This is a genomic window from Neobacillus niacini (assembly GCF_000759675.1).
Lineage (GTDB): Bacteria > Bacillota > Bacilli > Bacillales > Cytobacillaceae > Neobacillus > Neobacillus niacini_A.
Map to the genome: position 1 here is coordinate 277,472 of NZ_BAWM01000020.1, position 22,382 is coordinate 299,853.

General features: G+C 39.6%; 21 protein-coding genes, 1 pseudogene and 2 riboswitches. Of the genes and pseudogenes, 10 read left to right on the top strand and 12 right to left on the bottom strand.

The genetic code is table 11. The features are described 5' to 3' along the window. Positions 1-90 precede the first annotated feature (90 nt). Positions 91-1,143 (top strand): multicopper oxidase domain-containing protein, encoded by a 1,053-nt coding sequence (locus TR08_RS11285; RefSeq protein WP_045518292.1) that lies wholly within the window; start codon positions 91-93, stop codon positions 1,141-1,143. Between the two features lie 591 nt (positions 1,144-1,734). Continuing rightward, a riboswitch (cyclic di-GMP riboswitch) is annotated at positions 1,735-1,821 on the bottom strand. Positions 1,822-2,086: 265 nt separating this feature from the next. Continuing rightward, complete coding sequence (locus tag TR08_RS11290; protein WP_238579119.1) at positions 2,087-2,926, top strand: M15 family metallopeptidase; 840 nt, start codon at positions 2,087-2,089, stop codon at positions 2,924-2,926. A 51-nt stretch (positions 2,927-2,977) separates the two neighbouring features. On the opposite strand, the gene TR08_RS11295 is transcribed toward TR08_RS11290, so the two are convergent. Next, positions 2,978-4,159, bottom strand: coding sequence for a toxic anion resistance protein (locus tag TR08_RS11295; protein ID WP_045518294.1), 1,182 nt, complete (start codon positions 4,157-4,159; stop codon positions 2,978-2,980). 145 nt (positions 4,160-4,304) lie between these two features. Next, the gene (locus TR08_RS11300; RefSeq protein ID WP_370576293.1) at positions 4,305-4,811 is read right to left on the bottom strand and encodes a 5-bromo-4-chloroindolyl phosphate hydrolysis family protein; all 507 of its coding nucleotides are present in this window, start codon (positions 4,809-4,811) and stop codon (positions 4,305-4,307) included. 577 nt (positions 4,812-5,388) lie between these two features. Between TR08_RS11300 and zupT the strand changes: the two genes are divergently transcribed. The 5 genes from zupT to TR08_RS11325 all read left to right on the top strand — a co-directional run bounded on the left by zupT (position 5,389) and on the right by TR08_RS11325 (position 10,506). Continuing rightward, positions 5,389-6,201, top strand: coding sequence for a zinc transporter ZupT (gene zupT / locus TR08_RS11305; RefSeq protein WP_045518295.1), 813 nt, complete (start codon positions 5,389-5,391; stop codon positions 6,199-6,201). Between the two features lie 222 nt (positions 6,202-6,423). Next, positions 6,424-7,791, top strand: coding sequence for a S1C family serine protease (locus TR08_RS11310; protein WP_152597393.1), 1,368 nt, complete (start codon positions 6,424-6,426; stop codon positions 7,789-7,791). 159 nt (positions 7,792-7,950) lie between these two features. Further along, positions 7,951-8,190, top strand: coding sequence for a hypothetical protein (locus TR08_RS11315; protein WP_045518297.1), 240 nt, complete (start codon positions 7,951-7,953; stop codon positions 8,188-8,190). Between the two features lie 152 nt (positions 8,191-8,342). Next, positions 8,343-8,909: a glycerol-3-phosphate acyltransferase gene (locus tag TR08_RS11320; protein WP_045518607.1), complete on the top strand. Its 567-nt coding sequence runs from the start codon at positions 8,343-8,345 to the stop codon at positions 8,907-8,909. After that, entirely contained in the window at positions 8,902-10,506 is a 1,605-nt protein-coding gene (locus tag TR08_RS11325; protein ID WP_045518298.1) for an aminotransferase class V-fold PLP-dependent enzyme, read from the top strand. The genes TR08_RS11320 and TR08_RS11325 overlap by 8 nt, the downstream gene beginning before the upstream one ends. 106 nt (positions 10,507-10,612) lie before the next feature. Here TR08_RS11325 and TR08_RS11330 read toward each other — a convergent pair. Both TR08_RS11330 and TR08_RS11335 read right to left on the bottom strand, forming a co-directional pair. Beyond that, positions 10,613-12,096 (bottom strand): annotated as a pseudogene (locus TR08_RS11330) (YifB family Mg chelatase-like AAA ATPase). Continuing rightward, on the bottom strand, positions 12,081-12,692 hold the full coding sequence (locus TR08_RS11335) for a transposase (RefSeq protein WP_045518299.1): 612 nt from the start codon (positions 12,690-12,692) through the stop codon (positions 12,081-12,083). The pseudogene TR08_RS11330 and the gene TR08_RS11335 overlap by 16 nt, the downstream one beginning before the upstream one ends. 416 nt (positions 12,693-13,108) lie before the next feature. Here TR08_RS11335 and TR08_RS11340 point away from each other — a divergent pair, with 416 nt between their 5' ends. Both TR08_RS11340 and TR08_RS11345 read left to right on the top strand, forming a co-directional pair. Next, the gene (locus TR08_RS11340) at positions 13,109-13,558 is read left to right on the top strand and encodes a DUF6376 family protein (protein WP_045518300.1); all 450 of its coding nucleotides are present in this window, start codon (positions 13,109-13,111) and stop codon (positions 13,556-13,558) included. 31 nt (positions 13,559-13,589) lie between these two features. Then, positions 13,590-13,871 (top strand): DUF3221 domain-containing protein, encoded by a 282-nt coding sequence (locus TR08_RS11345; RefSeq protein WP_045518301.1) that lies wholly within the window; start codon positions 13,590-13,592, stop codon positions 13,869-13,871. 129 nt (positions 13,872-14,000) lie between these two features. Here the strand turns inward: TR08_RS11345 and TR08_RS11350 are convergent, their stop codons facing one another. The 4 genes from TR08_RS11350 to TR08_RS11365 are packed head-to-tail and all read right to left on the bottom strand — an operon-like array spanning position 14,001 to position 17,312. After that, positions 14,001-15,140, bottom strand: a complete 1,140-nt coding sequence (locus tag TR08_RS11350) for an ABC transporter permease (protein WP_081954465.1) — start codon at positions 15,138-15,140, stop codon at positions 14,001-14,003. After that, complete coding sequence (locus tag TR08_RS11355) at positions 15,121-15,849, bottom strand: ABC transporter ATP-binding protein (protein WP_045518303.1); 729 nt, start codon at positions 15,847-15,849, stop codon at positions 15,121-15,123. Before TR08_RS11355 ends, TR08_RS11350 begins: the two co-directional genes overlap by 20 nt. After that, on the bottom strand, positions 15,849-17,084 hold the full coding sequence (locus TR08_RS11360; RefSeq protein ID WP_045518304.1) for an efflux RND transporter periplasmic adaptor subunit: 1,236 nt from the start codon (positions 17,082-17,084) through the stop codon (positions 15,849-15,851). Before TR08_RS11360 ends, TR08_RS11355 begins: the two co-directional genes overlap by 1 nt. An 18-nt stretch (positions 17,085-17,102) precedes the next feature. After that, positions 17,103-17,312 (bottom strand): hypothetical protein, encoded by a 210-nt coding sequence (locus tag TR08_RS11365; protein WP_045518305.1) that lies wholly within the window; start codon positions 17,310-17,312, stop codon positions 17,103-17,105. A 411-nt stretch (positions 17,313-17,723) separates the two neighbouring features. Here TR08_RS11365 and TR08_RS11370 point away from each other — a divergent pair, with 411 nt between their 5' ends. Continuing rightward, on the top strand, positions 17,724-18,467 hold the full coding sequence (locus TR08_RS11370; protein WP_045518306.1) for a C39 family peptidase: 744 nt from the start codon (positions 17,724-17,726) through the stop codon (positions 18,465-18,467). A gap of 36 nt (positions 18,468-18,503) precedes the next feature. Here the strand turns inward: TR08_RS11370 and TR08_RS11375 are convergent, their stop codons facing one another. Genes TR08_RS11375 through TR08_RS11390 form a run of 4 tightly spaced genes read right to left on the bottom strand, consistent with a single transcriptional unit; the run spans position 18,504 to position 22,054 of the window. Then, positions 18,504-19,283: an energy-coupling factor transporter transmembrane component T family protein gene (locus TR08_RS11375; protein ID WP_045518307.1), complete on the bottom strand. Its 780-nt coding sequence runs from the start codon at positions 19,281-19,283 to the stop codon at positions 18,504-18,506. Beyond that, the gene (locus TR08_RS11380) at positions 19,270-20,886 is read right to left on the bottom strand and encodes an ABC transporter ATP-binding protein (RefSeq protein ID WP_045518308.1); all 1,617 of its coding nucleotides are present in this window, start codon (positions 20,884-20,886) and stop codon (positions 19,270-19,272) included. Before TR08_RS11380 ends, TR08_RS11375 begins: the two co-directional genes overlap by 14 nt. Further along, on the bottom strand, positions 20,873-21,454 hold the full coding sequence (locus TR08_RS11385; protein WP_045518309.1) for an ECF transporter S component: 582 nt from the start codon (positions 21,452-21,454) through the stop codon (positions 20,873-20,875). Before TR08_RS11385 ends, TR08_RS11380 begins: the two co-directional genes overlap by 14 nt. Continuing rightward, positions 21,455-22,054: a YkoF family thiamine/hydroxymethylpyrimidine-binding protein gene (locus tag TR08_RS11390; protein ID WP_045518310.1), complete on the bottom strand. Its 600-nt coding sequence runs from the start codon at positions 22,052-22,054 to the stop codon at positions 21,455-21,457. An 88-nt stretch (positions 22,055-22,142) separates the two neighbouring features. Next, positions 22,143-22,241: riboswitch (TPP riboswitch) on the bottom strand. Positions 22,242-22,382 lie beyond the last annotated feature (141 nt).

Genomic DNA, 22,382 nt, shown 5'->3' on the forward strand with positions numbered 1-22,382 from the left:
CGAAACAATCAGTGATGCAAATCACTAGGGTGTTTTTTACAAAATTTACAATGAAAGTGTAATCAATTTATATCAAAGGGGTAGGATCTAATGGGAAAGTTCTTGAATTTTGCAAGTGTGATTGTCACTTCTGTTCTGGTTTTAAGTGCTTGTAATTCTGCCAATATGTCCGTGGATAAACAGTCTGCAAAAGTTGCAAAAGCTAATACATCCTCACTAGCAATTGAACCTCATAAAAATCTCAATCAAAAACCAATTCCACTCAACATAGAACGTGTCGGTGAACACGAAGTCAATATTGAAATGACAGCACAAATTACCGATATTGAAATTACGAAGGGCAATATGTACAAAGCATGGACATTTAACGGTGAAGCTCCAGGACCTGTAATTGTTGTAAATGAAGGCGACACTATTAACTTTACTTTGACAAACATGGATCCATCCATTCCTCACAGCATGGACTTTCATGCTGTACACGCCTCCCCATCAAAGGATTTTGTAGATATTATGCCAAATGAATCTGGAAGGTTTACCTATCCGGCTAACAATCCTGGGGTTTTCATGTACCACTGTGGAACAAAGCCCGTTTTAGCGCATATCGCTAACGGAATGCACGGCACTATTATTGTTAAGCCTAAAAACGGCTACCCGACTGACTCTGAAGTCGACCGTGAATTTGTCATCGTTCAAAATGAATGGTATAAATACAACGACCTAGAGGATTTTACAAATGGTGTTCCTAGTAATGTGGTCTTTTCCGCTAAAGCCTTAAAAGAAGGCGATTTAAATACAAACGGAACAGTTGGTGCCCTAATCGACACTCCGCTTCTCGCTACGGTCGGAGAAAAGGTCAGGATTTACATTAACAATGTGGGTCCGAATGAAGTCAGCAGTTTCCACGTGGTTGGTACCATCTTTGACAACGTTTATATCGATGGTAACCCTTTTAACCTCATGAAAGGTTTACAAACCGTTATGCTTCCAGCAAGCGGCGGAGCTGTTGTTGAATTCACCGTCACAAAAGAAGGCAGTTATCCCATTGTGACACATCAGTTTAACCATGCAACCAAGGGTGCCGTTGGGATCTTAAAAGTAACAAAAGACGGACTCGACGATGGCGGCAAAACCATGTCTCATTAAACTAAGAAAAGCGGAAGCGCATTGCCAAAGGAAAAAGCAGGTTATTTTTTCCCAGGGGCGACAAGGTATAAAACGACCCCGAGCCCCTAGGCGCTGCAGCTAGACCTTTCTCAAAAATATTATACTAATCTTTGGATAAAAAGCATCGAAAAAAAAATTCCGATGCTTTTTCATTTTAAACTTCCAAAGCTAGTAGTTATCCACATTAATCAGCGATGATAAAAATTCTTTTTTCTGATTATCCACAAACCTCACATGATTATCCACAAAATTAACATAGTTATTCACATCTGTTGATTATTTACTCACATTTTCTAAAAATATATCCACAACTAATCCCCAAAATAAAAAGTCTGGGTAACCCCAGACTTTGTTCTATATTCTAGCTCCTAATTCTATTGCTTTACTATTATGGTACAACGACTTCACCTTTAGTTCGCACTTAAGTTCATCGCATAGGCAATCATTCTGCATCATTTCGATATGACGGTACTGGAATAAATGATAGTAGTACTGACCCCTTAATAACATATTTTTAAATAACACAAAAAAACCTCCTCAATTTAATTACATAAATCGCAGAGGATCGTGTTCGGTAACTGGCTGGCATCGTTCTAAAAAACATTAGCCCCTTTAGTTTTGCGTCACCATTTTTCAATAGTTTTGCCATTTCGTACGATTTATGTGTTTAATAGAACTATATGATACAACTATATAATAAAAAAGAGTCTTAGGTCCTGCTTTGTTTCCTTATCCTTTTTTTACTGTAGGCTGCACAGCCTATTTTGTCAAAAATACATTGTTGGATATCGAAAGATGTAACATAATGTACTATATTGAAGTCTAATTTTGTTAGAATAGATTTTATAAAATTTGTTATTTTTAAAAGTAAGGGTGTTTTATTTTGAAAAAAAATTCTTTAATAATCGGGAGTATAGTCATGATGACTATACTATTATCAGGCTGTTCAGAAAAAATTCTGTATGCCAAAGGCAAGCTGGAACATTCTGAGGTTCTACCAGATACCAATAAAAATGACTCAAAGCCAACTGATCAAAAGCAGAATAATGTCGAACATACAGGACAACCAGGGGTAAAATCACCTGATGAAAACTCGAAACCACAAGAGCAAGAGGCTTCAACGCCTCCAGCAGATACCCCATCAGCAAAAAATAATAATGATAGTATCCAGGTTGTTTTTAATCCAGAGAGCATTCCTGTGCTTGTTAATAAACAAAATAAACTGCCAGACAGTTATAATCCAAATGATCTTGTTTACACTGATATTCCTTTTATTTCTGGAACATCGGATGAAAAACGCAAAATGAGACAAGAAGCTGCAACAGCGATTAATCAATTATTTGTTGGAGCTAAAGCACAAGGTATTTCCCTTTTAGGGGTATCAGCTTATCGATCACATGCGACGCAAACGACATTGTTTAACTATTATGTAAACCGTGATGGATATGAAAAGGCAAGAACGTATAGTGCCTTGCCTGGCACGAGTGAACATGAAACAGGACTTTCTATTGATGTTACAGGCGGAGATGGAAAATGTGCGGCTGAAAATTGTTTTGGAGGTACACCAGAAGCGATTTGGCTTGAGCAGCATGCAGAAGAATACGGGTTTATTATTAGATATCCACAGGGAAAAGAAAGCATTACAGGATATCAATACGAACCTTGGCACCTTCGCTATGTCGGGAAAGAAATTGCGCTTGAAATTATGAACAAAGGAATTAGCCTTGAAGAGTACCATAATGAAGAACCTGTTTCTAACTAACTTTTCTATAGCAAAAAGAGTCAAGCTCCGTTATCGGAACTTGACTCTTTTTTATTTACCTTTGATTTCTAATAGTTTTATTCTTAGATCATTTTCCATGTTTGCTAGTTCTTGTTCAGCCAAACGACGTTTGTGGCGCCCTTCTTCTTGAATACGCATTGTTTCTTCCAGAGTGGTGATTAAGTTTTCCTGTGTCTTCTTAAGGGTTTCGATATCAACGAGTCCTCGCTCATTTTCTTTAGCTGTCTCAATGGTATTCGTTTTTAGCATTTCTGCGTTTTTCAATAACAGCTCATTTGTGGTCTGAGATACCTTTTTCTGAGCTTCTACTGCGTGGCGCTGACGAATAAGAGTTAGTGCTATGGCAACTTGGTTTTTCCAAAGCGGAATTGCCGTCATGATGGACGATTGTATTTTTTCGACAAGCGCTTGGTTCGTGTTTTGAATCAGACGAATTTGCGGAGCGCTCTGAATGGTAATCTCACGGCTCAATTTCAAATCGTATAACCGTTTGTCCAATCGGTCTGCGAACTGAATCATATCGTTAACTTCTTGGAACTTCATTTGGTCATTTGTTACCTCTGCTGCCCTTTTCATTTCTGGGATTGTTTTTTGGTGCAGCTCTTCCAGTTTAATTTCTCCTGCGGCAATGTAAACATTTAAAGCATGGAAATATTCTTTATTTGTTTCATAAAGCTGTTCCAATAATTTAATATCCGATAACAGCACGTTCTTGCTGCGGTCTAGTTTCACACTAATCCTGTCAATTTGTGCACCTGTTTTTTGATATTTGGACAGCACTTCTTGAAGGGAGTTCGATATTTTTCCAAACATACGCCCGAAAAAGGATGGCTTCCCATCCTTTAATTCATCCGGATTGACCTCGTCAAGTCGCTTCATTAAATCACTGATTATTTCTCCAACCTCGCCGATATCCTTTTTCTGGACATGCTCAAGCATGGTATGGGAAAAGCTTAAGAGCTTCCCTTGTGCTTGCGTACCGTACGTAATCATCGCCTGGTGATTTCTTGGGTCAATTTGTTCTGCAAGCTGATAGGCTTTTGCCCGGTTTTCATCTGGGATGACATCAATCAGCTTTGTTGGCTTCGCTTCTTGAAGCTGTGGTGCCGGCTGTGCTTGCGGTGCAATCTCGTTGTCACCAAACGGATTGGCTAGGATATCATCTAATAAATTTCCAGTTTTATTTAACTGTGGTGAGTTATTTTCGCTCATTTTAGCCTCCTGCTTTCGTCTATAGTTTTAGGATCATTAAGTTTTTTGATGGAATGTTTTGCAACATCAATTTCAAAATTCAAGGAATCTAAGTCGTCTGAAACGACATCATAGAGATCTTTTTCAAGAGCCTTTGTTAAGTCCGTTAGGTTTGACGAGTCTCGTATAAAGAGACATCAATCTCGTGACTTTTCTTAGGCTGCTGCGATAAAAAACGATATTTCTCGGTTAACTCCACAACGGAATCTAGATGGGAAAAATAAAATTTTTCTGCTTTATAAAAGCGCTTCGGTTCTGTTTGTGTCATGCTTTGAATTTTCCTTGTAATGCGGAGAACATCAAGTCTCTGCTTTATTGTAGGAAGATCGCGAATGGAAAATAACGATTTATTTAGTTTGTTTATTTTTTGTTTCGCTTCATCTAAATTCTTTTTTATATAACGATATTCTTTTCTTGTAAGCTGATGTTTTTTCAAAAAGCGGGTTGTCATGACCCCGGATGTAATCTTGTAAACGATCACCCCGCCTGCTAAAGAAATGGCGAACGAAATCAAAAATGTTAGATCGAAGGCAAAATAGCTTAAAAACCAAACCGTGATTGCAGATGGGACAGTTACAACACTTTGAACTAGAAATGATAAAAATCGGTTCATCATAATCGACTCCTGACTAAAAAATCCTTTATATTCATACGAATCAACAACAAAAATGTTTCACCAAATACAAAATACCTAAAAAGCAAGACATCTCCCATTACTTCAACAATACATGATAAAACTCCTGCTTTCCATAGACCACAAGCGTAAACAAAACTAAGACCTAAGACGTATTTTTGATGGTGACAGGCACCGCTCGTGGACACTTTCCACCCCAGGCGGACAGTAATCCTACTCTTTCCTGCTGTTTAATGGTTAGGCTTTAGTCCAAGAGGAATACCCATCCGGATATGGACCAGGATATGGCATGTACGGATCTGGTTATGGACCTGGAATGGCTGGTTATGGCAGCGGGTTCGGTCCAGGGTACTAATCTTCTATAAAATATAAAGCGTGAGTTCCTTGAGGAAAATACAAGGACTTCGAGCTTTTTTTACATTTTTAAGTTGTTTTTACTGTTTTTTTGTTTCGGTCGGTGTAAAATGTTTCTCAAAGGAAACATTTCTGTGTTCGCACATACGTATTATTATTCTAAACTTTCAAATTATATAATCAAATAAAGGGAGAATAAACTATGACGGAGAATCTGCTATTCGCGTTTGGGCTGACATTATTCGCAGGCCTTGCAACAGGCATAGGAAGTCTGCTCGCATTTTTCACATCACATACCAATACAAAATTTTTATCTGTTACCCTTGGATTTTCTGCTGGGGTGATGATTTATGTATCGATGGTTGAGATTTTTGTGAAAGCAAAGGTAGCACTTGTGGATGCCATGGGCGTTGTTCCTGGAAACTGGTTAACGGTTGGAGGTTTTTTCGGCGGCATGCTCCTAATTGCGGCGATTGATAAATTTATCCCAAAACAATCAAACCCACATGAATTAAAAACAGTTGAGGATATGAATCAGCCAAGTATTAATGACGGAACAAAGCCTGACCTTTTAAAAATGGGAACATTTACAGCACTTGCCATTGGAATTCACAACTTTCCGGAAGGGATCGCTACATTCACTTCTGCTTTACAGGACCCTGCACTCGGGATTGCCATCGCTGTTGCGATAGCTATCCATAACATTCCTGAGGGTATTGCTGTTTCCGTACCTGTTTACTTTGCGACTGGTGATAAGAAAAAAGCTTTTAAACTATCATTTTTGTCCGGATTATCTGAACCAGTTGGTGCACTTGTCGCTTATTTATTCTTAATGCCTTTCTTGAATGATATTATGTTCGGAATTATCTTCGCAGCCGTTGCAGGGATCATGGTGTTTATCTCCCTTGATGAATTATTACCTGCCGCAAAAAAATATGACGAAACCCACCTATCAATCTACGGTCTTATTGCCGGTATGGCCGTCATGGCACTAAGCCTATTACTTTTCATCTAAGCAACAATCAAATCAAAGACTAAAAGCCAGCAAAATTGCTGGCTTTTTTATTATTTTACAGGTCAGCAACTGTCCGCCTGAGGTGGAAAGTGTCCACGAGTGGTGACAGGCACCATAATGGAACCATTATAATTTATTTTTATGTACAAAGTTTCAATATTTGAATAAGGGCATATATTAGATGGAAATTTCCAAATTTTATAGAAGAGGTGTATTTATTTGATGAAAAGGGCCCTATTTACAATTCCGCTTAGTTTGATACTTATTGGGGTGATTGTCACTTCTTTTGTTCTAATGGGTATTAAACCTAGCTCTTCGAATATTTCTCAAGCTCAGAAGCTAGCTGAATACTCGAAGCCGGCGGTTGTTCGGATCCTTGGCTACTCTGTTGTCGGATGGCAGTTCAACAATCCAAATGACCCTGAAGTGGATGCCATTCTAAGTCAACTAAACTACCAATCTGTTGTGGGTGGCTCTGGTTCTGGGGCAATAATTAGCTCAGACGGCTATGTTGTTACCAATGCCCATGTTGTGGAAGCGGCCCAGATGGAAGACGAAGATATTGCCAATGCTGCATTTGATCAGCTTGTTACGATTATGGCAGATTATTTTCAAGTAGACTATGAAACAGCGTATGAATATATGTTGACTTATACCCAATACACTGGGATTCAAAAAGTTATTAAGGTCATTTTACCAGGCGGAGATATACTTGACGGGGAAGTTAAAAGCTATGGTGCTCCTGTCAACGAAGGAAAAGATGTAGCGGTACTTAAGATTGAAGGGAAAAACCTTCCTACATTAAAGCTTGGAAATTCTGATAATATCCAAAACCAGGATAATATTTGGGTAAGCGGCTACCCAGCAGCAGCCGATTCTGATTTATTATCTCCAGATTCCTCTCTTGTATCTTCAATGAATGCAGGGCAAATTTCTGCTATAGATAAGAAAACAGAGCAAGGCAGCCCAGTCATTCAAATTAATGCAGCTGCCACACATGGTAATAGTGGTGGACCAGTCATTAATGAAAATGGAGAAATCATTGGCTTACTAACCTTTAGAGGCGATACAGTAAATGGTCAAGAAGTTCAAGGTTTTAACTTTTCCGTTCCGGTAAATACCGTAAAGGAATTTACAAACCAAGCAGGAGCAAAGAATACATCTAGCAGCTCAGATAAACTTTATAAGGAAGGGCTTGAGCTTTATTGGGGCGGATATTATAAAAATGCGCTTGAAAAATTTGAAGCCGTTCAGAGACTGTATCCTAACCACTCCGAAATCAAAAAGTTTATCACAAATTCCGAGCAACGAGCTGGTGACAGTAAAACATTATGGTCTGATTATAAAACGATTTTCTACATCGTTGATGGTGTTGCAGCATTACTGATCATACTTCTATTGGTATTCACTTTTGTCATTAAACCGAAAAATCGACCTATACCTGCACCTGCAGCTACACAGCAGGCACCGCCACCTATACCAGAAAACACCATCCCAGACTTAAACAATGATGGAAAAATCGACGTTCAAGATATCCTACTCGCGCTCCATGAGCAGCAAAAGAAACAACAGAAAAAAGACGAAGAATAAAAAGTGACTGCATAAATGTATGTATAAATGAAGGAAAATGAATAAATGGTGACAGGCACCGGAGATGTGTAATATCCACATCTCCTTTTTTAACGTATAAAACGTAATAGGAGTTAATATCTATTATTAAATATGAACTTTGAAGGAGGAATGTCTTAAATGAGAGGAGTTTTACGATTGGTTGGTTTCCTCATTTTCATTTTTGGGGTATTTCTGATTTTCGCTGAACAAATATTTTTCGGGGTATTATCGATCATATTAGCCTTTTTAATTTTCCCTAACCGGAGTAATAGCGGACGCCACCATTTTAATTACGATAATACCTATAGCAATGATCATGTCTACAGCTCTGACAGCGACTCAGGTAGCGGTGACTCCGGCGGTGGGGGTGGTGACTAAGCGAAAAACATCCTCCTACATGAGGATGTTTTATTCATTAACGTAATTAGTTTTTACAAAGTATATGTGAATAATGAAGGAATCATATTATAATGGTAATAAATTCATTTTTTCTGTTAAGTAGCCAAGAACTCACAAAGGTTGTGTTTCAAATGCTATGGTTGTATTTTATTATTTCCTATTTAATTGGAAGTATTATGTTTGGCTTTCTAATCACGAAGATCTTCTATCGTAAGGATATTCGGATTCAAGGAAGCGGTAATGTCGGTGCAAGGAATGCCGGCCGCCTTCATGGCAAAACGGCCTTTGTACTCATTTTTCTCGGGGATGCATTAAAAGGTGTCCTTGTAATTTTAGCTGCCCGCTACCTGCAATTCTCAGAATCTATTCAACTAGTAGGGTTAGCCTTAGCAATTTTCGGTCACTTAAAGCCCGTCACCCTGAAATTTAAGGGTGGAAAAGGGATTTCAACCTTCATTGGTGGAATTATCACCTTTGAGCCCACCCTGATTCCAATAATTATCCTGGGATTTAGCCTCCTTTACCCATTTATAAAAAGCTTTACATTAGCAGGATTAGGGGCATTTCTTTTTATCCCAGTGGTACTTTTTTTAATAAATAATGATTGGCTAAGTTGCATGATAGCATTGGGTATTATTGTTATGCTTTACGCAGCACATGCAGAAAATCTCAAGGAAAGGCTGAAACCTAATGAGTAAGCACGAGTTCTTTTTCAAAATGGCAACCACTCCTGATGAGTTCGAACAAATTCATCGCTTAAACTATCAAACCTTTTCAGAGGAGATTCCACAGCACCAAAAGAATGAGGAACAAAAATTAGTGGATCCCTTCCATGCTGAAAATACATATATAATCTGTATTAAAGAGAATGAAGTAATTGGAATGACGGCGATTCGCGATAACCGACCATTTTCACTTGATCGGAAAATTGGTCTGGTTGAACAATCACTTTCATTTCCGATTCACTCACCATGTGAAGTTAGGCTATTATCTGTCAAAAAAGAATACCGAAATGGCCGAGTCTTTTTAGGTCTCGCACAATTTTTAATAAAATATTGCATAAAAAAAGGGTACGATATAGCTTTTATTTCCGGTACTCTCCGCCAATTAAAGCTTTATGGTCAATTAGGATTTCAGCCATTTGCTCAACTAACTGGTACAGATGAGGCGCTCTTTCAGCCTATGTATTTAACGAAGGAAACGTTTGACGAATCGATTGCAGGCAGAATACTTCCACCGACGATTCCTTTTTTGCCGGGACCTGTTCAAATTTCTGATAAAGTGATGGCTGCCTTAAGCAATACCCCGATTTCTCATCGGTCAGACCTATATATAGAAAAACTGGATAAAACGAAGGGTATGCTCGCCAAATTAGTGAACAGTAAATATGTTCATATTTTCCTAGGGTCGGGAACACTTGCTAATGACGTAGTGGCAGGTCAGCTTTCCTTAGAAACCGGCCGGGGGCTTATTTTAGCCAATGGTGAATTTGGCAGTCGTTTAGTAGAACAAGCTAATAGATTTGGTCTCCCATTTGATGTGCTTCAAAAAGACTGGGGACAGGCATTCACGCGTGATGAAATAATTTCTAAATTAACAAAAGACACCAGTTGGATTTGGGCTGTTCACAGTGAAACCTCCTCTGGTATGCTCAATGATCTTGATTTGTTGAAGGAAATATCAAAACAACATCAACTCAAGCTGTGCCTTGATTGTATTAGCTCTTTAGGTGCCATAGAGGTAGATTTAGAGGGAGTATTTTTAGCAACTGGTGTAAGTGGAAAAGCAATTCGTGCTCTAACAGGGCTATCGTTCGTTTTCCACCACCATGAGGTGCAGCCTTCTTTAACACTTCCGAAATACCTTGATTTAGGAACGTACATGGCAAAGGACAGCATTCCTTTTTCACAGTCATCTAATCTTTTAGAAGCACTTCTAGCAGCATTAGAGAATATTAATAGAGATACTTTTGAAAAAGTGGTAGAAACACACTCTTTCTTAAAAAATCAGCTTAAACAATTTGGCTTTACCATCATCTGTGAACAGAACAGCTCACCGATTATTCTCACAATTGAGATACCAAGCTCCATTTCATCCGCTTTGATTGGAGATATTCTCTACAATCATGGCTACCAGCTGCACTATGAAAGCGACTATCTACAGCGAAGAAACTGGATTCAAATTGCCTGCATCGACCACTATGATAAAGCTGACTTAGAAAAAATGGCCAACCTCTTAAATAGAGTAATATCCTATGAACAAAATGCAACACAAGCACTAGTAAACGGTAACTAGGATAAAAATTTTGTCACTACCAAAAGAGCCTGGTAGTGACTTTTTTGTATTTCAAGTGTCCGCCTGAGGTGGAAAGTGTCCACGGGCGGTGCCTGTCACCATTGTATCAACGGAGATTTACAGCTTCCCATATGCTTTGGTCGGTTATAGCGGTTTTTCCATCTAGGTCGGAAATGGTTCGAGCGAGTCGGATGATTTTTATTTGGGTACGGTTGCTCCAGTTTTTCTTAGCTGCAAGCTGATGAATGTTTTTTTGTTGTTCTTGAGTTAATGGGCTAGTTTTTTGCAGCCTGTCATAGCTGACTCTACTATTACATAGTTCTATTCCATACCGCTCGTATTGCCGGTTCCTAGCGGCTTCCACTCTACTTTGAAAGTATTTAGATGATATCTTTCCTTTTTCTGTTTCAAATTCTAGATCGACAGGCTTTATTGTGAGATGAATATCAAATCTGTCACGAAGCGGACCAGATATTTTGTTTTGATAGGAATGGGTCTGCCTTGGTGTACATGTGCAATAATGTGTATTGGAACCAGCATATCCACATGGACAAGGATTCATTGCAGCAATCAAGATAAAGGAAGCAGGATAGGTAAGGGTTGCATGTGTGCGACTGATAGTAATTTTGCCATTTTCAAAAGGCTGTCGTAGCATATCAAGTGTTTTTTCGGAAATTCTGCAATTTCATCGAGGAATAAGACACCTCGATGGGCTAAGGAAATCTCTCCAGGCTTTGGGTAAGTCCCACCTCCTATCATTGAAATGCCTGAAGCTGAATGATGGGGATTTCTGAATGGAGGATAATTTGCATTAGGGTAGCTGATTCCACTTAATTGATGTAGAGCAATTATTTCTAATTTTGCTTCCTTTGACAATGGAGGCAAAATGGAGGGAAAACTCTCTGCTAGCATACTCTTCCCACAACCAGGAGGTCCTGTCATCAAGACATGGTGTCCCCCTGCTGCAGCCACTTCTAATGCTCTTTTAGTACCTTTATGCCCGATTATCTGCTAGAAATCTATAAAGTTATTATTATGTAAATCAATCTCATCTATTCTTGGAGGAAAAAAAGATCCTCCTTTTCCTTCTAAGTTCTCAATCACTTCTTTCAATGTAGATATATAAATAATTTCCAGCTCATCGAAATCAAGGACCGGGAGTTTTTGGTCATAGGGCATATAAAGCCTTTTTATACCTAACCTTCTTGCAGCTAAAACTGCAGGGAGCATTCCTTCAACTGGCACAATCGCACCGTCCAAAGATAGTGCTCCTATGAATCCAGTGTTTTCCGGTATTGATATGAGCAGCTCATTTAGACTTAATAGGACACCAATTGCCATAGGAAGATCGAACATTGGACCACTTTTCTTTTGTTCAGAGGGTGAAAGATTTATGATTATTTTTTGACCATTTACTGAATATCCTTATGACCGAAGTGCAGCAAGGATTCGTTCTTTCGACTCTTTAACCGCGGCGTCAGGGAGACCCACAATTCTAATAGAATCATTACCCACAAACGTTTTCACTTCAACATTTAAGCGATAACCCTCCATACCTTTTAATCCAATACTCGTTACTTTTGCACACATGGATTTTCCTCTTTTCTTGGAATCATCACAACCTTACCATTGCCGAGTAAAAATAAATCCACTAATGGGATTTTTATGTATTCCTCATAATGCCTGGAAGCCGGGTAGGGAAAATAGGATAGCAGATGTTTTGTATCAACGAGTTGAGTTACTTCACCATTAACGTAAGCATGGTAACTGCTCCATGGATAGTCCTCTAATTCATCTACAAGCCCAGCCTTCAATGGATTAAGGTGGATGTACTTGTTGACATCGAATTCATAATCAAGGGAATCTAGTAATTCGGCACCATATCTTTTTTCAAATACATGCCCAGTAAAATCATATTTCTTATTAAAATACTTGGCGAATTTAGTGTTGAGATGACTCATGATAATGGTTGGAGAAGTGTCTGAGGTTTCAATTTGGAGATGAGTGTGATTAGTCATTAAGCAGAAAGTGTGTAGGGTAAAGGGAAAGCGAACCATTGTTTCTTTTAAAAAGCTTAGATACTTCATTCGGTCCTCGTCATCATAAAAAAGCGTAGATTTACGATTTCCTCTGCTCGTAATATGATATTTTGCACCTTGAAACCAAGCACGGCGTTTTCGACCCATAGCAGTCACTCCTATTCAATTAAATTTTAGGGTTAGATAGATTTGAAGTTGTTGAAGATTAGGGGAAGGGAAAATAAAAGAAGCGATACAAATATACCATTCGACACTATCCCCCAAATTCCTCCTCAAAACCAACAATAAAATTACTCCTAACTGTCCACCTCAAGTGGACAGTGTCCACGAGCGGTGACAGGCACCAACATCGGCACCAATATCAACATTGCCAAGGTCAAGCATCCTGGCATGCTCGCTGCATTTATGATATTCTAAAAGTGCTGTAAGTACTCCTTATAAGGTATTTTCCTTTCTTTTTATGGCTCCTATAACTTAACCTACAACCAAGACCTTATTGAAGAATTTCCAAAAACAAATCTTTATATCTTAAAAAAAATAGAGATTCTAACGGAGGTTTTAATTTGAAAAAATTATTGATTGTATTATCTGCCAGCATGTTATTGCTACTGGGCGGTTGTTCTTTCCTCAGTGATGCACAGGACACGATAACTTATGTTAATGAAGCAACAGACTATTTAGCCGCTGCTACTGATTTTGCCAGTGATGCCCCTGCACTTGCGCAACAAGCGATTGGTGACATCCAAGCAGCTGAAGACCTTCAAGCCATGCTTGAAAATATGCAGCAAACGGTTGAAGCCTTTAATGAACTGCAAGCACCAGATATCGCGGCTGAGCTTCACCAGCAAATCATCGAACAAAACAGCGTCATTGTAGCTGAAATTGAAACATACTTGAACAATTTCAAAGATGGTCTGCTTGACCCTGCTATTCTTGAAAATACAGAACTGGTTCAGTCAGTTCAAGATATCACCAGCATAATTGACCAGATTCAACAGCTTGGTGGTGAATAGTTCGACTCCAAACCAGGGGATGTAGAACGCCATGAAAAAACAACTAATCTTTGCCCTCATTTTATTTTTCATCGTACTAACAAGCTGCAACCTAAAAGGTGAATATGATATTAAAGGAACGGTTATCGATGTAGAAGGGAGCAGTATTTTAGTAGAGGATGAGAAATTAGGATCAATTTGGCTCTCACTACCTAAAGGAAGCGATATCAAAACCTTTGAAAAAGGTCAAACGGTAGCTGTTTGGACAGATGGAAAAATTAGAGAATCCTATCCATTACAAGGAACGGCTTTAAATATTGAGGTTATTAAATAGAAAAACAGGCTGGCAAAATTCAGCATGTTTTTCTATTTATATCGCAATGCTCAAGCGGACTCAGATTAGCTGCTTTATTGGAAAAGTAACAAAACAAAGCGCTCGCAGCACACGATCGCTTTGTTTTGATTATTCATATCGAAGAGCTTGAATCGGGTGAAGCTTTGAAGCCTTGTTCGCCGGAAACACACCGAATACAACTCCAACTAATAAAGAGAATACAAATGATAACAGCATAACAGGTACTGAATATGCAATTGCCGTTCCTGTTGCTAAAGTATATATTTGGGCACTTATTACCCCAATTCCAACTCCTATTATCCCTCCAAATGAACTTAATACCATTGATTCTATGAGGAATTGAAGAAGAATGTTTCCACGCTTTGCTCCAATTGCTTTTCGAATGCCAATTTCCTTGGTACGTTCTGAAACTGATACAAGCATAATATTCATAATACCGATACCGCCAACGATAAGAGAAATAGCAGCACTTCCGCCAAGCATTAATGTCATTGTCTCATTGACAGATGATGCTGTTTCCATTAAATCTTCTTGACTGGATACACTATAACTATCAGTATCTCCAACAATCGTATACATTGTTTGTTCGATAAGGCGTGATGCAAAATTAATCGCATCTTCATTTTCTACCTTTACATATACTGACCCAATTTCAGTAGTAGATGCCAAGCGTTGCCCTGTGCTAAGGGGTACAATAATGGTACTGTCTCCGCTAGTTCCTAATGAACTTCCTACAGATTCAAGTACCCCAACTACTTTATAGGACGTTCCGTTTACCTTTACAGATTCTCCAACTGGATCTCCCAACCCGAATAAAGTTTGTGCAGTGTCTGAACCAAGTACAGCTATTTTCGAGTGATTATCATGATCCAAGTCTGCGATGAAACGCCCTGATTGCAGTTGTAAATCACGGACATCTAAATAAGAAGAAGTGGTTCCAATCATTGACACTTGTGTGTTTGTTTGTCCATTTTTTACGGTTACTCTTCCTGAAACAGTTGGAGCAATTGCTTCTACACCATTGACATCCTGAATCTGATTTGCATCATCTTCTTTAAATGTAACATCTGAACCAGTAACACTTACTGTTAATACGTTAGTGCCCAGGCTGCCAATTTGATCTTGTACTTCTTTCGTTGACCCTTGTCCTATCGCAACCATTACAATAACAGAGGATACACCGATAATAATACCCAGCATCGTCAGGAATGCTCTTATTTTGTTTCCTTTAATGCTCTTCAGTGCCATTTTTATTGTCTGCAAACCACTCACCCCCATTCTCATATAATTGACCGTCGTGTATACGAACAACACGATTTGCTCGTTTTGCTACTTCCAAATCATGGGTAATGAGAATAATGGTATGCCCCTGCTCATTTAAAGAATTCATAATCTCCAAAATTTCCTTACTTGTTTTACTGTCTAGTGCACCAGTTGGTTCATCTGCAAGTAAAATAGGAGGATTTCCAGCCAACGCACGCGCAATTGCGACACGTTGCTGCTGGCCCCCTGATAATTGGGTTGGTAAATGATTCGCTCTATCTGCCAATCCTACTTTTTTTAACGCCCCTAAAGCAATTTCTCTTCGTTCCGCCGCTTTCATTTCGCGATAAATAAGAGGAAGCTCTACATTTTCAAACGCTGTTAGCTTTGGTATAAGATTGAAGTTTTGAAAAATAAACCCTATTTTTTTATTTCGAATGGCCGCAAGTTGTGAGCTCTTCATTTTCCCTACTTCTTCACTATCTAGGAAGTATTCACCTGAATCTGGTCGATCTAAGCATCCAATCATGTTCATAAATGTTGATTTTCCGGAACCCGATGGGCCTATGATAGAGATAAAATCACCCTTTTGAATATCGAGGGAAACACTTTGAAGAGCCATTACCGTTTCGCCGCCAAGTTCATACATTTTCTTCATGCTTTTAATTTGAATAATTGGCTCATGAATAATCATTAGTTCCCTCCTTGTCCGCCGCCAGATGGAGCTACGCCTCCATTTCTTCCTCCGAAGTTACCACTTGGGAATCCGCCACCACCACTTGGGAATCCTCCGCCTGGAATCATCATTCCTCCCCGAGAAGAATTACCGCTAGATTGTACGCTCGGTATTTGAACAGACTCTCCTTCAGCTAACCCACTTATAATTTCTACATACGCATCATTTGAAATACCAGTTTCTACTGTTACTTTTTTTGTTGATTGTGTGGAATCATCTGAAGTTGCAGGAACTAGTACATATTTTTCATCTCCGCTTTTATACACTGCTTCAACTGGAATGTATAGTGCATCTTCTTTACTCTCTATTGAGATACTTGCTTCTGTTGACATACCAATTTTTAAGTTCTTTGGGTCTGTGATTTGTACTGTTACGTCAAATGTAGAAACTCCATTTGATGATGTTCCACTTGTTGCTACTTTCGTTACTATCCCTTCGAATGTTTCATCTTCAAAGGCACCTGCTGTTATTTTTACCGCCTGTCCTACTTGTACTTTTGTAATATCTAATTCATCAACACTAATGGTTGTTTGCAATGAGCTGTAATTTGTTATGTGTGCAACTGTCGCTGAATTTTGCACAGAATCCCCACTTGCAACAGAAAGGCTTGTGATTGTCCCCGCAACTGGTGCTTGTAAGATACTTCCATCTGTAAAGGTTACAAGAGTCGCACCTGCTTCTACAGCATCTCCTTCCTTCACACTGACAGTATCCGCAGTTAAGCTGCTTCCACCAGTACTTCCGCCACTTAAGCTATCTGAAACACTACTATCTCCTCTTGTTACAGGTGAAATAACTTCATTTTCATCTTCCATACGAAGAAGGATTGTTCCTAGTGAAGCTCCGCTATCGCTTTTCACACTAACTGATGTGATTTCTCCATCATATGGAGCCGTAACAACATCACCATTTTTAAACGTTACAAGAGTGTCGCCTTTATCTACTGTGTCTCCCGATATTACACTTACGGTATCTACAACAAGAATTGTATTTACAGCTGTTACATCTTGATCTGTAATTGCTATAACCGAACCGGAACCACTAACTTCTACCTCTAATTTTCCTTTTTGTGCTGTTATTGTTTGTGCTGCAAACGCAACATTTTGAGTTTGATTTTTTTTACCTAATAGGAACCAGGCACTCGCTCCTCCTATTAGAACAATAATTACTGAAATAATAATCCACTTTTTCAAATTTCTATCTCCTTGCCATCATTGATTTTGACCTGATTGATTTTGACCAGGCTGGAATTGTCCATTACCTGGGAACATCTGACCGTTCCCTCTTGGTCCCATTTCTGATAAATTAGGGCTTGTACTTTGTTTATAAGCTACATATCCTACCCCAATAGCTGCGCAGGTACTTATCGCCAAATTTACAATAAGTAAAATTTTTATTAGACTTTGTTTGGTTTGCTCCATTTTTATTCCTCCTTGTTTCCTGTTGATAAGCTTATTTTGGATTTTCGTTCCTTAAACTTTCCTTAAAAAAGTCATATTCTCTAGCAAGTACTTTTGCACTCGCAAGGTGAAACTCTTGAATTTGTTCCCCAATTTTTTATTTCTGCGATTCTTGATAGTTTGTTCTGCTCAGGTAAATGGACTTTCTAAGGGATGTAAAGCCGTTCTGTTTATTCTGCTGCGTCTCTTTCACAATTCCTATCATAGGTTCCCAATATGTCAGGAATATGTCAGTCTTATTTTTTTAACAATTGTTCTATTAGGTTAATAGAATCTTCTCATCCCGTTCATAATTTGTTCATATTTATCCCTTACCCTTGATTTAACATTGTGCCTCTGCTCCCTTCTAAACGAAATAAAGGAGGTATTTTGATGATAAAAATAATAAACCTTAGCTTGGTTGGGATTATGGTGATAACAGGTGTTGTCTTTTTTTCAAATAATAGGGAAACAATAACTTCGGAAAAAGGGGTTAATACAGGAGTAGTAGAAGAAAAGATTCTATCGGAACAAATCAATGTTTCAGAGGATAATAAAATCGTAGAGGAAAAGCTGCTGGACGTACCCCTGCTTAATCAAATGGACGCTCCACATTTGTATAATGGCTGTGAAGTTACCAGTCTAGCGATGATCCTAAATTATAAAGGAATTTCGGTTACAAAAAATGAACTAGCACAAGAGATTGATAGAGTTCCGTTGCAATATAGTAATGGTCAATATGGAAATCCAAACACTGGTTTTGTGGGCAATATGGAAGTTGGACCTGGTTTAGGGGTGTACCATGAGCCCATTTTTGAATTAGCTCAGAAATACTTGAATGCTGCTGACCTTACGAATTCATCGTTCGATCAACTATTAAAAGAAGTTGCAAGCGGAAACCCTGTTTGGGTTATCACAACCTCCACCTTTGCACCTGTTTCTGAATTTGAAACATGGCAGACACCAGAAGGAAACGTGGACATAACGTATAAAATGCACAGTGTTGTGATAACCGGTTATGATTCTACGAATATTTACATTAACAATCCGTATGGAACGAAAAATCAAAAAGTGGACCGCGAAAGCTTTATAGAAGCGTGGGAACAAATGGGGAAACAAGCCGTTGTTCTCTATTAAAAATGGGGTGTCTGTTGAGACACCCCATTTTTGTATTTATAGCTCCCGATTATAATACTGTAAGTATCCTAGTTTCCAAGAAATAAATGCGCTGAGTATGACTGCGCTAATCATGAGAATGAAAAACAGCCAGTCGATACGAGACACAGTAATTTCTCGATAAAATATCCGATTTTTTTCTCCGGTAAAGCCCTTTGATTCCATTGCCAGTGCGGTTCTCTCTGCTTTGCGAATCGCTCCAGCAAGAAGAGGTATCACATATCGTTTCAGCTGTTGTACTTTTTCCGGAATGGTTCGCGCCCGTGCTACTCCCCTTACTCGATGCGCATTTTGCAGGGTTTGAAACTCCTCCTTGATTAATGGCAGGAAACGGTATCCGGCCATGATTCCATATGCGAGCTTCGGAGGCAGTTTACACTGCTGCATTAAGCTAAGGAGAAAGTCGGTTGGCTTTGTCGTTAACGTAAACATAATCGATAACGTGGCAAAGCTTAACACTCTTAAACCAAGCGAAACTCCTCTTTGAAAGCCTTCTGCTGTCAGTGTCAAAAAACCCCATTCCCAGATGACCGAATCCCCTGCCTGCAGCCGTGGAAAAAGCATGGTTGACCAGACATAAATGATTGCGATAAATAAAAACGGAGCAAATAACAGCAGCCATTTTTTAAACGAAACGCGGCCGAATATGAAGGTGACCGTCACTACCCAGAGGATGGTCACGAGTGGCGTAATCGGATCGAAAAACACCGACAATATCAGAATGGAAATGACGACCGCAAATGCTTTTACACTCGGATTCACTTCATGTAGTGACATGACTCTCTCTCCTTACCAGATCTTTTTGAAGCTGTTTCCTAAACGGCAGCTTTAACCTTGCCCGGTTAACGACTTCATGATTATCCCACAAGCTCTCAGGTGCCCCCGAAAAGATAATCTCTCCCTCATCTAAAACATGAACGGTGTCAGCATATTGATCAACCAGCTCCATATCATGGGTAATCATAAAAACAGCACCACTTTTTTCATCAAGGATTTCCATGATTTCTCGTGCTGTATTCGCATCCTGGCCGAATGTTGGTTCATCAAGGATGAGCAGCTCCTGTTCATGAACGAGCATGGTTGCGACACTCAATCGCCGCTTTTGCCCTTGACTAAGGGAATAAGGATGGGCATTTGCATGTTTTTCCAACCCTATTTTTTCAAGGTTGTCAAGAGCGGTTGCTCGGTGCTCCAACCCAAAGGCAATTTCCTCATAAACACTGTCAGTAATAAACTGATGCTCAGGATTTTGAAAAACGTAGCCCAGACGCTGAAATAAATCCTTTTCCTTCCACTTAGAAAGTGGAACGTCGAGAAAATGAATCTCCCCTTGCATAAGAGGAAGTAATCCAGCTAAACATTTTGATAGAGTCGTCTTTCCAGAACCATTTGCGCCAACCAGTGCGGTCAGTTCTCCTTTATGAATAAGTAGATTTATATTTTTCAAGTGCCCCCGAGCATGAAGATCACTCACTTCGAGGATTGGTTCCTTTTTGGATATGGTTTTGTTTTCTTTTTTTAAAAAAGCAACTGAATCCTCGAGCCCTGACAGTAATTCATGATTGCGAAGCGGAAGTCTCTCCCCTTTATACATGCCAGCATTCTTTGCCGTAATTCCCGCTTCCACTACTTTTGGCAGCCAAATGCCTTCCTTTTGTAAGTAAGGAGCAAATTCTCCAAAACATTGTACAAGAGTGCCATCGAAAAGAATCGTTCCGCTAGAATCTAAGACTAGACAGCGGTCAATCAGCTCGACCCAATCATCAAGCTTGTGTTCAATGACAATCAGCGTAAACGGGCGTTCTTTCTTTAAACGGGCGATGGTTTTTACCAGGTCTGAGCTTGACAGCGGGTCTAGGTTAGCGGTCGGCTCATCAAGGATGATAACCTCAGGCTGTAGAACCAAGACACACGCAAGTGCGAGCTTCTGCTTTTGCCCTCCAGATAGGGTATGGATGGTTGTCTTTTTTTCAGCCTGCAAGCCTACCCATTCTAGTGCTCTATCAATCTTTGCTTCCATCTCAGCCCGTGGTACATGGAAGTTCTCTAATCCAAACGCTACTTCCTCCTCAACGGTCAGCATGCAGAATTGGCTCTCCGGATCTTGAAAAACTATTCCTATTTTTTGATTAAGCTCACCGGGTTTAAAATCATCCAGATTTCGACCCTCAAACGTGATGCTCCCTTTCAGTTCTCCATCCACTGCTTCTGGATATAACTTGTTCAAACAATAGGCAAGCGTACTTTTTCCAGAACCGCTTGGACCTAATAACAGTACGGATTGATTTTTTTCAATCGAAAAGGTAAGTTCAGTGAAAATATTACTATCTTCATAGCTGAATGCCAGTTGTTCTGCCTTAATCTGGTCATACAGTGACATTGCGCTTGTGTTCCTTTCCTAATGGAAAACTGTTTAGTGCTCCAGTTCTTGCTAGTCCTTCACTTAAATACTTGCCAAGTAATCCAGCCAGCAGTGCCCCGCTCACAAGGCGGACAAAGAACATGGCAGTCACATAACCTGGTGACAGCGCAGCAAATCCTGAGACATAAAAGCCCCAAGCAAAGCTAAATACGGACGATCCCATCCCCGCAGCCATCAATACCCAAGTCGAATAATTCTTCCATTTCGTTGCGGCAAAGACTGCTTCTGCACCTAAACCTTGAATCATACCTGATAGAATTAATTGCGGTCCAACTGCGTTTCCAAGCATAACTTCCACTGTAGCAGCCACTGTTTCTGATAGAAAAGCAGCGCCTGGCTTACGGATAATATAAGCAGCAATAATCGAGACGATAAACCAAATTCCGAAGATGATATCATATCCAATCAAACCGAACAGACCGAAAAGGACATTACCTAGTTGGACAAAAAGCAGATAAACGACAGCGAAAACAACTGCAAGTACTGATAAAACAATGACTTCACGGAGCTTCCATTTTGCCAGCATTTATTTATCCCCCTTTTTCGATGGGCTATTAGCCGACATCGTAACTGTCATGACAATATGAGTAGAATCGCTATCGTGCGCACCTTGGAACGCATCCTCCAGCGTTTTGAAAACCTTGTTCGCATCACCATCAAGCCTAGAGGCATAGTGTACGCCTTTGGTGAAGGTACCTTGTTCTTGGGCGTGTTTTACTTGATCCACAATGACATTCATATAAGTTGGAATCCCCATTGGATATAAGGCAAAATGAACAGCTACCTCTTGCTTGATTTGTTCTGACTTCTCCTCATTTAGTCGATCGGAGTTTTCTGATAGGTAGACGTCACCTGCTGAATCTCCTGGGCAGCCATTTGAAAACGTTGCCTGCAGCACAACATGTTCACCGTTTTTTGACGACTCTAGGAAAATAGCTTTCACGACATCAAAAACATGCTCAGACCTGCCTCTTAAACATGTGCTCACATCATCTGTCTCCATCCACACCTTTGAAGTATCCACTTCCTTTAGTGCAGATAGAATAATATCTACAAACCTATCGGACATCGGATAAATCGAAAAACGTGCCCCTGTAATTTCACTCGTACCGCAAAAATTAGACATTCAATATTCCCCCATTACTATTTTTGGCAACAAAAAAACTGCATCCCCGCAGGAATGCAGTCGAATCATATCAACGTAGACTTAACGATAATCTTCTCCTGCACTTCCCCACGCTAGTATTATCTAGATCGGGTCATAAGGGTCAGACAAACGTCCTCTCAGCCAAAAAGCTCCCCTAGTGCAAAAACCGTATGCAATTTTCATTGTTGCCATTATAGTAAGATAAATTATCTGACTTGTAAAGAAAATAGTTTGGTGCCTGTCACCGCTCGTGGACACTGTCCACCTCAGGCGGACACTTTCTTTTGCTCACTAGAATAATGGTTGT